At 68.9% G+C, this 12,785-nt stretch carries 9 protein-coding genes and 1 pseudogene; 6 read left to right on the top strand and 4 right to left on the bottom strand.

Features of this window, described 5'->3' with window-relative positions; translation table 11 throughout:
* Positions 1-108 precede the first annotated feature (108 nt).
* The 3 genes from Q8O14_08235 to Q8O14_08225 are packed head-to-tail and all read right to left on the bottom strand — an operon-like array spanning position 109 to position 3,549.
* Entirely contained in the window at positions 109-1,659 is a 1,551-nt protein-coding gene (locus Q8O14_08235; GenBank protein ID MDP2360726.1) for a lamin tail domain-containing protein, read from the bottom strand.
* Between the two features lie 28 nt (positions 1,660-1,687).
* A complete protein-coding gene (locus Q8O14_08230) occupies positions 1,688-2,089 on the bottom strand; it encodes a hypothetical protein (GenBank protein ID MDP2360725.1) in 402 nt (133 codons plus the stop codon).
* Positions 2,053-3,549 carry a hypothetical protein gene (locus tag Q8O14_08225; protein ID MDP2360724.1) on the bottom strand — a complete coding sequence of 499 codons (1,497 nt, stop codon included), beginning with the start codon at positions 3,547-3,549 and terminating at the stop codon, positions 2,053-2,055. Before Q8O14_08225 ends, Q8O14_08230 begins: the two co-directional genes overlap by 37 nt.
* A gap of 233 nt (positions 3,550-3,782) precedes the next feature.
* Here Q8O14_08225 and Q8O14_08220 point away from each other — a divergent pair, with 233 nt between their 5' ends.
* The 4 genes and pseudogenes from Q8O14_08220 to Q8O14_08205 all read left to right on the top strand — a co-directional run bounded on the left by Q8O14_08220 (position 3,783) and on the right by Q8O14_08205 (position 8,414).
* Entirely contained in the window at positions 3,783-6,086 is a 2,304-nt protein-coding gene (locus tag Q8O14_08220) for a TonB-dependent receptor (GenBank protein ID MDP2360723.1), read from the top strand.
* Positions 6,086-7,087 (top strand): hypothetical protein, encoded by a 1,002-nt coding sequence (locus Q8O14_08215; protein MDP2360722.1) that lies wholly within the window; start codon positions 6,086-6,088, stop codon positions 7,085-7,087. Before Q8O14_08220 ends, Q8O14_08215 begins: the two co-directional genes overlap by 1 nt.
* A gap of 35 nt (positions 7,088-7,122) precedes the next feature.
* Positions 7,123-7,344: a hypothetical protein gene (locus tag Q8O14_08210; GenBank protein MDP2360721.1), complete on the top strand. Its 222-nt coding sequence runs from the start codon at positions 7,123-7,125 to the stop codon at positions 7,342-7,344.
* Between the two features lie 20 nt (positions 7,345-7,364).
* A pseudogene (locus tag Q8O14_08205) lies at positions 7,365-8,414 on the top strand (cobalamin-independent methionine synthase II family protein).
* On the opposite strand, the gene Q8O14_08200 reads toward Q8O14_08205, so the two are convergent.
* Entirely contained in the window at positions 8,403-9,950 is a 1,548-nt protein-coding gene (locus tag Q8O14_08200; protein MDP2360720.1) for a sigma 54-interacting transcriptional regulator, read from the bottom strand. The pseudogene Q8O14_08205 and the gene Q8O14_08200 sit on opposite strands and share 12 nt — an antisense overlap.
* A 335-nt stretch (positions 9,951-10,285) precedes the next feature.
* On the opposite strand from Q8O14_08200, the gene Q8O14_08195 reads away from it, so the two are divergent.
* Together Q8O14_08195 and katG are read left to right on the top strand one after the other, a co-directional pair.
* Entirely contained in the window at positions 10,286-10,438 is a 153-nt protein-coding gene (locus Q8O14_08195) for a hypothetical protein (protein MDP2360719.1), read from the top strand.
* A 21-nt stretch (positions 10,439-10,459) separates the two neighbouring features.
* A complete protein-coding gene (katG, locus tag Q8O14_08190) occupies positions 10,460-12,655 on the top strand; it encodes a catalase/peroxidase HPI (GenBank protein ID MDP2360718.1) in 2,196 nt (731 codons plus the stop codon).
* Positions 12,656-12,785: the final 130 nt, after the last annotated feature.

Below are 12,785 nucleotides of genomic sequence, written 5' to 3'. Positions count from 1 at the left end.
ACGGGCCGCCAAAATCGCCGGCGTTTCGTGGATAACTGGTGGATAAGCGGCAGGCGACCCGCCCGGGGCCACCCGCCTTTCAAGGATTGATCGTGCCGCGGGTTGCCGCTATCGGAGTGCGATCACCCGCAGCAGGCGCAGCGGTTGGGCCGGGTTGATGTTCACCTGCAGGTTGGTGTCCGGGGTGGTGGCCAGGGTCGTGAAGGCGCCGCCCAGGACATCAGCCGCCTCGACGCGGTAGGCCAGGGCTTCCTCGACCACCGTCCAGGTGAGGATGATCTGCCCGCCATCGTAGGCGATGGACAGAGCGGGTGGCACCAGTGCCGCTGGGTGGTTGTCCGTTCCAGGCGTGCCGCAGGGCTCGGCCGAAGCCGCCCAGTTCTCGCCCAGACTGTTGTCCAGGGCAGGATCGATGAGGCTGAGGGAGGGGCCGCTTCCAACGGGCGGGCCGGGCCAGGGCGCCGACACGCCGTAAGTCACGGCATCCACCAGGACCAGGTTCACATCGAAGAGGCGCACGGCGTCGCCACCGCTGCCCAGGCCGAAGGAGACATTGCCCACCACATTGGCGATGCCATGGTTGGACATGACCTGCGCCGCGTCCTGGGCCACCACCAGGTAGCCCCCGGCTGAAATCGTCGTCCCGCCGGGGATGGTGAAGATGTGATCGTCCTGATCGTCCTTCACGGTCCAGAAGCTGAGATCCAAGGGGGTGCCAGTGGTGTTGTGCAATTCGAACCAGTCCAGCCCGCCGTAACAGGCGTCCGTGTACTGGATCTCGTTGATGACGATATCGCTGTCGGTGGGATGGTGGTCGCTGATGAAGATGTGGTAGGCTTCCGGCCCCAACGGCGCAGGATGGACGGTGATCTGACCCGCCGTGTCTTCGGCCTCCACGATCACCTCCAGCAGGGTGCCCTCGGCGAAGGGGCCGATCTGGACGCTGTAGTGGCCACCGCCCTGATCCGCCAGGACGGCGGTCAGCTCCGGGCCGCCCGCCGTGTAGCGCAGAAGGGCCGTGGCAACCCCGGCGTCATCGGTGATGGACACGCTCACGGTGAGCGGGTCGGCGGTCCCGGGGGATTGCGGCAAGTGGCCCAGGTCCTGGACCTGGGGCGGCGTGTCGGCCGCGAAAACACTGTTCCGGGCGCCGGGCGTGCCATTGGCCACGGCGCTGGCTGCCCAGCTCTGGCAGAGCGAGTTGTCCAGCGCGTGATGGACCAGCTCCAGACTGGGGCCGTCCCCGTCGGGGGCGGTGGGCCAACAGCCGGCGTCGTCGTAGGGCACCTCATCCACCAGGTTCTGACCTGCGTCCGCCAGACGGAGTGTCTCGCCCCCATTGTCCAGGGCGCCGCTCGTCCACTGGACCACGCCGCTGATCCCGTACCAGGCTTCCAGGGAGGCGGCGTTGACGCCCACCACCAGATAGCCTCCCGCCGGGATCTGGATGCCGGCGGCAAAGGTGTGGGCGATGCCCGCGGTGAACTGCCACCCGGACAGGTCGACCGGTTCCGGAGCCGTGTTGTACAACTCGATGAACTCGTAGGCGGTGTCCGCCCCCTGCGCGGCGGCCGGGTTGTAGTGGATCTCGTTGATCACAACGCTGGCCTGGGCGGACAGGGCGGTCAACAGGGAGGCAAGGGCGAGGCGGTGCAACATGGGAGTCCTCATCTATTTCTGCGTGTCGCTATCGGATGTAGAGCAACTTGATCGTGTCGCCAGCCCCGCCGGCCTCGAGCTGCAACCAGTAGCTGCCACTGGCCAGGCCGGGTGCGGGAGTCCATTGCCAGGACCCTTCACCGGCCGGCTGGCGGCCCAGGTCGGCGGCGGCCACCTCCCGCCCGAGCAGGCAAAGCACGCGCAGGCGCGGCGCGGCCGGAGCAGCCAGCCGGTAGCGCACGGTGGTTGCGGGGTTGAAGGGATTGGGCTGCGCGCCCAGCAGTTCGAGACCCGCCGAGCGAGGGGCCGGCAAGGCCACCGCCGTCGGCTGATTGGACGCGCCGGAGGCGAGGAACTCGTTGATCGCCAGCGTCTGACCCAGCAAGGCCCGGGTCAAGAGCAGTGGCAGCACAAGCATGACCAAGCGCATGTCTTCTCCTTTGGCATGTGGCATGTCACGGGGTTGGCCCTATTCAGCTGTATGCGATAGAGCCTGGACAGGGCATCGGAGACAAGCCAAGCCGAGTCACCGGCCACGGCCACACCCTCCAAACGCTCAAAGCCAAGCTTGTATTCCACCAGCCCTTCGCCTTCGCGGAGAAAACACAGGGCACGGGATTCGTCGCTGAGCACCCACAAGCCCTGCCGCCCCTCATCCCAGCAAAGCCCTGAATAGTCCCGGGCAAAGTCCAGGTCCACGCCCGAGACCTTTCCGGTGGCCGGGTCCAGGACGAGCAGGCGGCCTGGATTCTTCTCGATCGCAAGCAGGACGCGCCCCTGGCCGTCCACCATGCGCCCTCGCAAGCGGAGTTCGTCCCCCCCGCCGAGCCGAGCTGGTGGCCCTCCCGCACCACGCCGGACCGCCTGGTTGCGGCGCTCCTCCGCCACCCAGAAGTTCCCGCTGGCGGGATCGATGGCAATGCCCTCCAGGTCCTCGCCCCCGAAGGCCAGGCTTTGCACCAGACGGCCCTCCAGGTCCAGGCGGTGGATCAGCCCCGTCTCGCCGCTGACGATCCAATGGTGCCGTCCGTCGGGATCCAGGCACAAGCCGGATGGCTCCGGCACCGCGAGCGCGTGGACCGACACCAACTCCCAATCCCCCTGCGCCAGCGACTCCCCCCGCTCGTAACAGCCGCACAGGAAGGTCAGGGCCGACAGGGCCAGGATCCAGGCGACAACCTTGGCATGGCGGGCATTGGTCATGGGGCTCCTTGCCATCAAAGTTGGGCCGGGTTGGGGGCGCCCGGAGTGGGCGTCGTGAAGGAGGTCCAGGTCTCGGCGCCAGCAGGCTGTCGCCGGCGGGTTCAGCCGCCACTTGAGCGGTTCGGAAGCGCTGTCGTTGAGATAGAGGCCGTTGAGGCTGTCGGGGGCATCGCCGGTGTTGTGGAGCTCCACCCAGTCGTCGAACTCGCCGGGCTCGTCGCTGCAGCAAGCGTCGTTGGAGGCAAGGAACTCGTTGATCAGGAGCCGCGTCTGGCCGGGCGGCGGAACCTCCAGGTTGGCGGCTCCCGGCGTGGGGGTGGCGACGCTGCGCCAGGGGGCCCCGCCGTCGGGACTGCGCCCTTCGCTTACATCGGGGCTCTGCGGTCCGAAAGTGCACGGGTCGAGAAAGCGGCCCGCGGGGTCGGACAAGCCCACTACCTCCCCGCCCGCCGACAGCGCGAAGGGGGCATGGAAGGCGCCCTGCTCGGGCTGGTTGTCGCACCAGACCATGAATCCGCCCGGCGGCACCAGGGAGTGGCCCGCCTCCCGTTCGAGACCGCGGTGCGTCCAGCCCATGCGCAGGCGTCCCTCCACCTCCAGGCGGCCGTCGGGCCAGGAGATGCCGTACTGGGCGTGGACGGTGGCGGCCAGTGCCAACAGCGGCAGCAGGATGCGCAGAATGGACATCGGACTTTCATGACAGCGAAGGCGGCGGCTCCGTGTTGGCATCGCATGAGCATGGCCCGCGGCCATCGGCCGCCTTCCCGCGCCGCCCGACCTCACACTGTCTGGTGGCATTTTGCGTATTAGACAGGACACCCTAAGTTGCTGCCTGCTTTTTCATTGAGCCTTGACCGAAAGAGGGCCTGTTGATGTTCACGATGCGTGTCTGGATCCCGGGTGTCCTTGCGGCGGGACTGATGTTGTTTTCGACGGCGATGGCGGCCCGCCTGCACGGGCGGGTGGTGGACGCCGCCAATGGCGAGCCGCTCATCGGCGCCAACCTCAAGGTGCCGCCCCGCTCCGACCTGCCGGGACGGGCGCCCCTGCGCGGCGCCGCCACCAATCTGGACGGCTATTTCGTCATCTCCGGCCTGGAGCCGGGGGCCTGGACGGTGGAGGCCTCCTACCAGGGCTACCAACCAGCCCGGATCGTGTTCGAGGTGGAGGAGGGGGCCAGCCCCCTGCGCGAGATCCGCCTGACCCAGGCCACCCTCGCCCTGCGCGAGGTGGTGGTGACGGCGGAGCGGACGGAACAGGAACTGCAGCAGGAGCAAGTCTACGCCGGCAATGTCCGCCTGGACCGCCGCCAGATGGATCTGGCCCCCGTGCTCATCCAGCGCGACCTGCTGCGCAGCCTCTTCACCGTGCCCGGCGTGCTGCCCACCAACGATTTCTCCAGCGACCTCAATGTGCGCGGCTCCCGCGCCGACGAGAACCTCATCCTGCTGGACGGCGTGGAGGTCTACAACCCCAACCATCTGGGCGGTCTCTTCTCCTCCTTCATCCCCAGCGCCATCAAGCACACCGACCTGCTGCGCAGCTCCTGGCCCGCCCAGTACGGCGGGCGCCTGGGCGCGGTGTTGCAGGTCACCTCGCGGGAGGGCAACCGCGAGGAGCTGGATGGCGAGGTGAGCGTGGGCGTGCTGGCCACGTCGCTGCAGCTGAGCGCCCCCACCTGGCAGCTGGACAAGTCCTCCTGGCTGGTGGCCCTGCGGCGCACCTACGTGGACCTGGCCACCCGCGCCTTCGCCGAGGACGAGGTCCCCTACCACTTCACCGACGCGCAACTGCGCGCCAACTGGGACCTGGGGCCGCGGGACCGCCTGTCGGTCACCGGTTATTGGGGCGACGACGTCTTTAGCGCCGCCTCCCTGAAGTTCGTCTTCGGCAACCGGGCCGCCAATGTCAACTGGCGGCATGTCTGGAACAACAAGTGGTACTCCCGCGCCATCGTCGCCTTTTCGCGCTTCCGCACGGAGCTGGACTTCGGCGGCAAGGAGACCGTGCTGCAGACCAACCACATCAACGACTGGTCCACCCGCCTGCAGTTGGAGTACCATCACAATGACGCCCTGACCCTGGAGTCCGGCCTGGTGGTCAAGACGGTGGAGACCGAGTTCCAGGCCTGGGTCTTCAACAACCACAAGTGGGACATATCCAAGCACATGGCGGAAGTGGCCACCTATGTGCAGGCCAGCTGGAGGCCGCATCCGCTGCTCATCGTGGAGCCCGGCCTGCGTGGCGCCCTCTTCCAGGATGGACGCCTGGCCGAGGAGGACCGGCACCGCGTCACCCGGCTGGAGCCGCGCCTGGGGGCCAAGGCGCTCCTGAGCGAGCATGTGCGGCTGAAGGCGGCGTGGGGGCTCTACAACCAGGGCCTGCAGCAGTTCCGCCGGGATGGCAGCACCTTCAGCTTCATCTGGGTGGCCATGGACTCCACCTCGCGGCCCGCCCGCGCCGAGCACTGGACCGCCGGCGTCGAGGTGGACCTGGCCCAGGGAACGCTGCTTGAGCTGGAGGGCTACCACAAGCGCCTGAGGGGCGTGGCCGAGGCCCAGTCGGAGATGGAGGACCACGAGGCGGACGACCCTTCCACCAACAAGGACCTCTTCTACAGCGGCCGGGGCGAGGCCTTCGGCGCCGACCTCAGCCTGCGTCGCGCGGAGGGCCTGTGGACGGGCCAGGCCGGCTACAGCCTGTCCTGGGCCGTGCGCCAAGTGGACGAGCTGAACGAGGGCAAGCCCTTCTACGCCGCCTTCGACAAACGGCACAACCTGAACCTGCTGGTCAACCGCGCCTTCCCGCACGAGCAGGTCAAAGGCTGGCCCTTCCGCCGCGGCCTGCGCTTCTTCCGCTACAACGAAAGCGGCGTCAGCCTGGCCTGGCGCCTGGCTTCCGGGCCGCGTTACACGGAGCCGCTGAGCGCCACCTGGCTGGGTGACGACGGCCTCAACACGGAGGAGAGCGTCCTCCACACCTATGGCGGCTACAACGCCCAGGAGCTGGACGCCTACAGCCGGGTGGACCTCACCTGGACCTTCACCCACCGGCGCCCTGCCCGCAGCTTCGAGTGCCGCATGGGCGTCATGAACCTCTTCAACAGTCCCAACCAATGGGGCGTGGACTTCGACTACACGAAGAACCCCGGCGGTCCGCCGGAGAAGACCCTGCTGGAAGGCGTGAGCCGGCTGCCCAGCCTTGAACTGACCTGGAGGTTCTGATGCGTGCCGCGTGGATTCCCGCCCTGGCCCTGATTCTGCTGCTGGGCGCCTCCAGCTGCGATGAGCAACCGGAGAGCGACCCCGGCGCCGCGGATCTGGTCACCCTGGTGGCCCTGCTGGAGCCGGGGAGCGAGGGGCTGCAGGAGGTCCTGCTCTCGCAGCCCCTGCCCCTGGGTGTGCTCATCAACGACAGCACGGCCCATCTGCCCGGCGCCACCCTGCTCCTGCGCCGGGTGCCGGGCGGCGAGGAGATCCAGCTGGAGGAACAAGCCGCCCGGTGGCGCTACGCCTTCTCGCGGGCCGACTTCCCCTTGCAGCCGGGGGACAGCCTGCTCCTGGAGATGTCCGGCACCTGGGCGGGCCGCACCTTCCACGGATCCGCCGCCACGCGCATCGTGAGCGCGGAGGGCCTGGCCTTCTCCTTCAAGCCCAATGACCGCAGCCATGGCTTCGACGCCGACACGCTCATGGTCTACGACCCCTCCGCCGAGGACAACCTGGCCAACCCCAGCGCCTTCTACGTCGACTGGTGCCAGGATTGCGGCGACGGCTGCGACTACCGCTATCAGCTGGAATTCAACGCCGTGGTCCTGGACAGCGCCGCCGGGCGCTGGATCTCCACACCCAAGCCCAGGCTGCACTGGCTGCGCGACGACAAGGAGCTGGCCTGGCAGGTGGGCCCCTACCCCGACCTGCGCCTGCCCCCGGGCCGCCGCGTGGCGCCGCAGCCGGTGTCCTGGGGCTTCTTCGTCTTCGTGGATTCGGCGGACACCTACCGCCAGGCCAGCCAGCGCGACCGCCGCATGGGCTACTACGACATCACCCTGCGCCGCCTGAACGATCCGGCCTCGCGTTTCTTCTTCAGCACGCACTGGTGGATCCGTGAACGGGGCTACGACCCGGTGGACTTCAACCTGGTGGGCGAGCATTGCCAGGGCGTGGTGGGAAGCTGCGCACGCACCAACTTCCGGGTGGCCATCGTGGACGACACGCCGCGCTGAGCCCCAACACTGCTGGTGGACAGCCCTCGCCCGCTGTGCTGTCCGATTTCGCTCCCGACCGCGAGCGCCAACGGCTGGACGTGCTCTTCTCCATGGACTGCGCCAATCCCGAGCATCGGCGCATGATGGATCTGGAAGGCCTGAAGGCCTGGCGGCCCGGTCGCCTCTCCGGCTTCCAGGCGTTGGAGAAGTCCGCCCGCGCGCTGGACTTCTTCGCTCGGCGGGATGCCGGCGAGTCCGGCGGGATCACGCCTTGACCAACCCTGTCAGGAAGCCCATGAGACACCCCCTGCCCCTCCTTCCCGTGACCATGGTCGGCAGCTGGCCCCGCCGGCGGGAGTTGCTGCTGGCCCAGCGCCGCCTGCAGGCGGGGACCTGGATCCGGTGGACTTCCGCCAGGTAGCCCGCGCCGAGATCCGTCGCTGCGTCGAGCTGCAGGAGGAGGCCGGGGTGGACATCGTCACCGACGGAGAGCAGGCCCGCGACAACTTCTATTCCTTCGTGGCGGACCGTCTGGCGGGCGTCCGCCTCATGAGTCTGGCGGAGATGCTGGAGCATGTGGAGGATCGCGAGGGATTCGAGGAGTTGCTGGAACGGCTGGATGTGCCCGCCACGGCCATCCGCAATCCCATCTGTGTCGGGCGCGTGTCCCGGCGCGAGTCCCTGGCCGAGGAAGAGGCGATCTTCCTCAAGTCCGTCACGCGGCGGCCCGTCAAGGTGACCTTGCTCGGCGCTGTGCGCCCTGGGCGTGGAGATGATCCAGCTGGATGAGCCGGTGCTGACCGAGCTGGTCTTCACCCAGGGCAGGACCCGCACCTTCATGTGCGCCGCCCTGGCCGCCCGGCAGGATCCGGCGGAGGAACTGGACTTCGCCGTGGGCCTGATCAACCGCGTGACCGATCTCGTCCATGAGCTAAGCGCGGCGCGCAGCGCCCTGCACGTGTGCCGCGGCAACTGGAGCACGAGGGAGGAGACCCTGCTCGCCGGATCCTACCGGCCGCTGGCCCCTGTCTTCGAGCGCATCCGGGTCAGCCAGCTGGTCCTGGAGTACGCCACCCCGCGTGCCGACGACCTCATGCGCTTCGGCTCGAAGGAACTGGGGCTGGGCGTGGTCAATCCCCGCACGACGGCAGTGGAGCCGGTGGAGGAGATTGTCGAGCGGGTGCTGCAGGCGATGGAGCTCTACCCATCCGACAAGCTCTTCCTCAACCCCGACTGCGGCTTCGCCACTTTCAGCGAGCATCCCATGAACGCCGAGGAGACGGCCCTGGCCAAGGTGCGGGCCATGGTGGGAGCGGCGCGGTCGCTGCGCAGCTCAATCGGTTAGGTGCCGGCGGCGCAGGCCCAGCTTCTTCATCCGGCTCTGCAGGGTGGTGGGCTTCAGGCCCAGCACCTGCGCCGCGCCGCCGGGGCCGTAGACGCGGCCGCCGCAGCGCTCCAGGACGCGGACGATGTAGTCCCGCTCCCAGTTCTCCAGCGTGGGCAGGATGTCCTCGTCCTGGCCCGGGTATCGCTTCCGCGGCGATGCCGCGGCTCCCGCCCCCTCCTCCAGCAGCCTCCGCGTGATCCAGCCGTCGCCGCTGAAAATGGTGGCCCGTTCCAGCACGTTGCGCAACTGGCGGATGTTGCCCGGCCAGGGCTGGGCGGCCAGCCAGTCCGGCACGTCGCGGGCCAGGTGCCAGCGCGCCACGCGGCCACGCGCCAGCTCGGCCAGGATGGTGCGCGCCAGCAGCTCCAGGTCCTCCGTCCTGTCGCGCAGGGGAGGCAGCAGCAGGGGCACCACGTGGAGGCGGAAGAAGAGGTCCTCGCGGAATCGCCCGGCCCGCACCGCCTCGGCCAGATCCAGGTGGGAGGCGGCCACGATGCGCAGATCAACCGGCCGCGGCGCGCTGGTCCCCACCGGCGTCACGGTGCGCTCCTGCAGGGCCCGCAGCAGCTTGGCCTGCACCTCCAGCGGAAGGTCCCCCACCTCGTCCAGGAGCAGTGTGCCTCCCTCCACCGCGACGAAGAGGCCGGGGCGGTCGCGCACGGCGCCGGTGAAGGCGCCCCGCACGTGCCCGAAGAGTTCACTCTCCGCCAGCTGTGATGGCAGGGCGGCGCAGTTGACGGCGAGGAAGGGCCGGCCCCGCCGCAGACTCCACTCGTGGATGGCGCGGGCCAGGACTTCCTTGCCGCTGCCCGTCTCGCCGCTGATGAGGACGGGCGCGTCGGACGCGGCGGCCTGACGGGCCTGCTCACGCACGGTGATCATGGCCGGGGAGCGGGAGGACTCCAGCCAGGCCACGGCATGGCACTCCCCCGTGCGGGATTCCCGGTAGGACCGGTTCCTCTCCTCCAGCAGGGCGCTCAGCTCGTGGAGGCGGGCCGCCTGCCGCGCGAAAAGCACGGCCTGGGCCAGGATGCGGGCCGTGAGGCCGGCGATGCCCACCGCCGGATCCTCGTAAGGTCCGCAGGCCTGCCGATCCATCGTGATCAGCCCCAGCCGCTCGCCCGCCGCCTGCACAGGCAGCAGCAGGCAGCTGTGGCCGTGGGGCAGGTCCAGCACGCCGTCCCAGGGATCGCCCTCGGCCTCGTGCTCGGCCTCGCTCAGCACCCAGGGGCCGCCCCGGGCGAAGGCCCGCTCGATGCTGGGCAGCTCGCGCGGGTCCAGCACCCGGCCGCCGCCGGCGGCCCGGGCAGCTTCGGCCAGCGAACCGCGCAGCACCCGCGGCTGAAAGGCCTCCTGGCGCCACTCGAAATAGGCGGCCAGATCATAGGGCACCAGGCGGCCCAGCTCGTCCAGGGCGGCATGGATGGCGTCATCCAGTCGTTCGGGCTGTCCGGCCAGGTCCAGCAGGTCATCGAGGAAGGCATTGCTTGACATGGCTCACCGAGATATCGTTGACAACCGAAATTTCGCTTCCGTCACACCGAAATCTCGGTTCTTCCTGCGGGCTTCGCAATTCGACCTTGCGCCCTTCAAGAGAAAGCTCTTAATTGACAACGGATTCGCCTTTGCGACGCCAGCTGGCACGGCCCTTGCCAACACTCCCGGCAACGACGGCCAAGGCAAAGGAGCACCTCATGAGCGACCTGATGAAATGCCGCGCCGCGCGCCTGCTGCGCCTGGCCGGCTAAGCTCGGCTCCCGGATCCCATCACCGATCGATCAAAGTCCAAATCAACAGGAGAACACGAGGAAGACACGACACACCGTCCCATGCCCTGCAGCTTCGAGGCTGTCCTGCTCTGCTCCAAGGCCGTTTTGCGCTGCGGCGCCGGGCTGGCCCGGCTGGCCGGCGACGAGGAGACGATCCGCAAGCAGGACGAAAGGGTCCGGGCCGCTTTCTCGCTCAGACCCCGTGACATATAAGCCATTAGAAAGGATCATCCCATGAGACTTGAAGGAAAATGCCCGGTTACCGGCCACCATGGCGCCCGCACCACGATGGGCATGCAATCGAACCGCGACTGGTGGCCCCGGCAGCTGAACCTCAGGATCCTGCACCAGCACTCGGCCTTGTCCAATCCGCTGGGTGCGGATTTCAACTACGCCGCGGAGTTCAAGCAGCTCGACCTGGCCGCCGTCAAGCGGGATCTCCACGCCCTGATGACCGCCTCCCAGGACTGGTGGCCGGCCGACTGGGGGCACTACGGCGGCCTCTTCATCCGCATGGCCTGGCACAGCGCGGGCACCTATCGCATCGCCGACGGCCGGGGCGGCGCCGGCCATGGCAACCAGCGCTTCGCGCCGGTCAACAGCTGGCCCGACAACGTCAACCTCGACAAGGCGCGCCGGCTGCTCTGGCCCATCAAGCAGCGTTACGGCAACCGGCTCTCCTGGGCCGATCTCCTCGTCCTGGCGGGCAACGTGGCGCTGGAGTCAATGGGCTTCAAGACCTTCGGCTTCGCCGGTGGCCGCGAGGACATCTGGGAGCCGGAGGAGGACGTCTACTGGGGCGCCGAGGCGGAGTGGCTGGGCGACCAGCGCACCGGCGCGGACGGCGAGCTGGAGGATCCCCTCGCCGCCGTGCAGATGGGCCTCATCTATGTGAACCCCGAAGGGCCGGGCGGCAAGCCCGACCCGGTCGCCTCCGGCCGCGACGTGCGCGAGACCTTCCGCCGCATGGCCATGAACGACGAGGAGACGGTGGCGCTGGTGGCGGGCGGCCATACTTTCGGCAAAGCGCACGGCGCGGGTGATCCCGCCCTGGTCGGCCCCGAGCCGGAAGCCGCCCCCCTCGAGGAGATGGGCCTGGGCTGGAAGAACCGCTTCGGCTCCGGCCTGGGCGCGCACACCACCACCAGCGGCATCGAAGGCGCCTGGAAGCCGCATCCGACGCGCTGGGACAACGGCTACTTCGACATGCTCTTCGGCTACGAGTGGGAGCTGGTGAAGAGCCCGGCGGGGGCCTGGCAGTGGCTGGCCAAGGACGTGCGCGGGGAGCACATGATCCCGGACGCCCACGACCCGTCGCAGAAGCACCGTCCCATGATGACGACGGCGGACCTGTCCCTGCGCCTGGATCCGGGATTCGAGCCCATTGCGCGCCGCTTCCACCAGCACCCCGACCAGTTCGCCGACGCTTTCGCCCGCGCCTGGTTCAAGCTGACCCACCGCGACCTGGGTCCGCGCCCGCGCTACCTGGGGCCGGAGATTCCCGCGGAGGTCCTGATCTGGCAGGATCCCGTCCCCGCCGTCGACCATCCCTTGATCGACGCGGCGGACATCGCCCGGCTCAAGGACCGGATCCTCGCCGCCGGCCTGTCGGTGTCCGACCTGGTCACCACCGCCTGGGCCGCGGCCTCCACCTTCCGCGGCTCCGACAAGCGCGGCGGCGCCAACGGCGTGCGCCTCCGCCTGGCGCCCCAGAAGGATTGGGAGGTCAATCAGCCCGCCCGTATGGCCCGGGTCCTGGCCACGCTTGAGGAGATCCAGCAGGAGTTCAATGGAGGGCAGAACGGCGGCCGGAGAGTCTCCCTGGCGGATCTGATCGTCCTGGGCGGCGGCGCCGCCGTGGAGCAGGCGGCCCAGGCCGCCGGCCACCCCGTCGAGGTGCCATTCTCCCCCGGCCGCACCGACGCCTCCCAGGAACAGACCGACGTGGACTCCTTCGCGGTGCTGGAACCTGTCGCCGACGGCTTCCGCAATTACCTCAAGGCCTCCTCCCGCGTGCCGGCCGAGGAGCGGCTGCTGGACAGGGCGCAACTCCTGACCCTGACGGCGCCGGAGATGACCGTGCTCCTGGGCGGCCTGCGCGCGCTGGACGCCAATGTGGACCAGTCGCCCCATGGCGTCCTGACCAGGCGGCCCGGCGTTCTCACCAACGACTTCTTCGTGAACCTGCTCGACATGGGCACCGTCTGGACGCCCACCTGCGAGGCGGCGGACCTGTTTAAGGGCCGCGACCGCGCCACAGGCACGCTGAAGTGGACCGCCACCCGGGTGGACCTGGTCTTCGGTTCGAATTCGCAGCTGCGGGCCTTGACGGAGGTCTATGCGCAGGACGACGCCCAGGCCAGGTTCGTGCGCGACTTCGTGGCGGCCTGGGCCAAGGTCATGGAGCTGGACCGTTTCGACCTGGCCTGAGCGTCCTTCCGCGGGAGGCAGTCCCGAGCATTCTCCGACAAGCGAACGGGGGTCGTCCGCGCGGGGACAATCGTGCCGCTCGCAAGAGCGGAGAAGGGAGCGGCGGCGGCGAGGGCCGCCGGCCATCCAG

Source organism: bacterium, from assembly GCA_030685015.1.
In the GTDB taxonomy this organism is placed as follows: domain Bacteria; phylum CAIWAD01; class CAIWAD01; order CAIWAD01; family CAIWAD01; genus CAIWAD01.
The sequence above is the reverse complement of the archived record's forward strand: the minus strand, read 5'-3'. Positions and strand labels throughout refer to the sequence as shown.

Excerpts from the sequence above, each read along its gene's own strand:
- Q8O14_08235 (MDP2360726.1), bottom strand. The coding sequence starts at position 1,659 with ATGTTGCACCGCCTCGCCCTTGCCTCCCTGTTGACCGCCCTGTCCGCC.
- Q8O14_08230 (MDP2360725.1), bottom strand. The coding sequence starts at position 2,089 with ATGCGCTTGGTCATGCTTGTGCTGCCACTGCTCTTGACCCGGGCCTTG.
- Q8O14_08225 (MDP2360724.1), bottom strand. The coding sequence starts at position 3,549 with ATGTCCATTCTGCGCATCCTGCTGCCGCTGTTGGCACTGGCCGCCACC.
- Q8O14_08220 (MDP2360723.1), top strand. The coding sequence starts at position 3,783 with ATGTTGTTTTCGACGGCGATGGCGGCCCGCCTGCACGGGCGGGTGGTG.
- Q8O14_08215 (MDP2360722.1), top strand. The coding sequence starts at position 6,086 with ATGCGTGCCGCGTGGATTCCCGCCCTGGCCCTGATTCTGCTGCTGGGC.
- Q8O14_08200 (MDP2360720.1), bottom strand. The coding sequence starts at position 9,950 with ATGTCAAGCAATGCCTTCCTCGATGACCTGCTGGACCTGGCCGGACAG.
- Q8O14_08195 (MDP2360719.1), top strand. The coding sequence starts at position 10,286 with ATGCCCTGCAGCTTCGAGGCTGTCCTGCTCTGCTCCAAGGCCGTTTTG.
- katG (MDP2360718.1), top strand. The coding sequence starts at position 10,460 with ATGAGACTTGAAGGAAAATGCCCGGTTACCGGCCACCATGGCGCCCGC.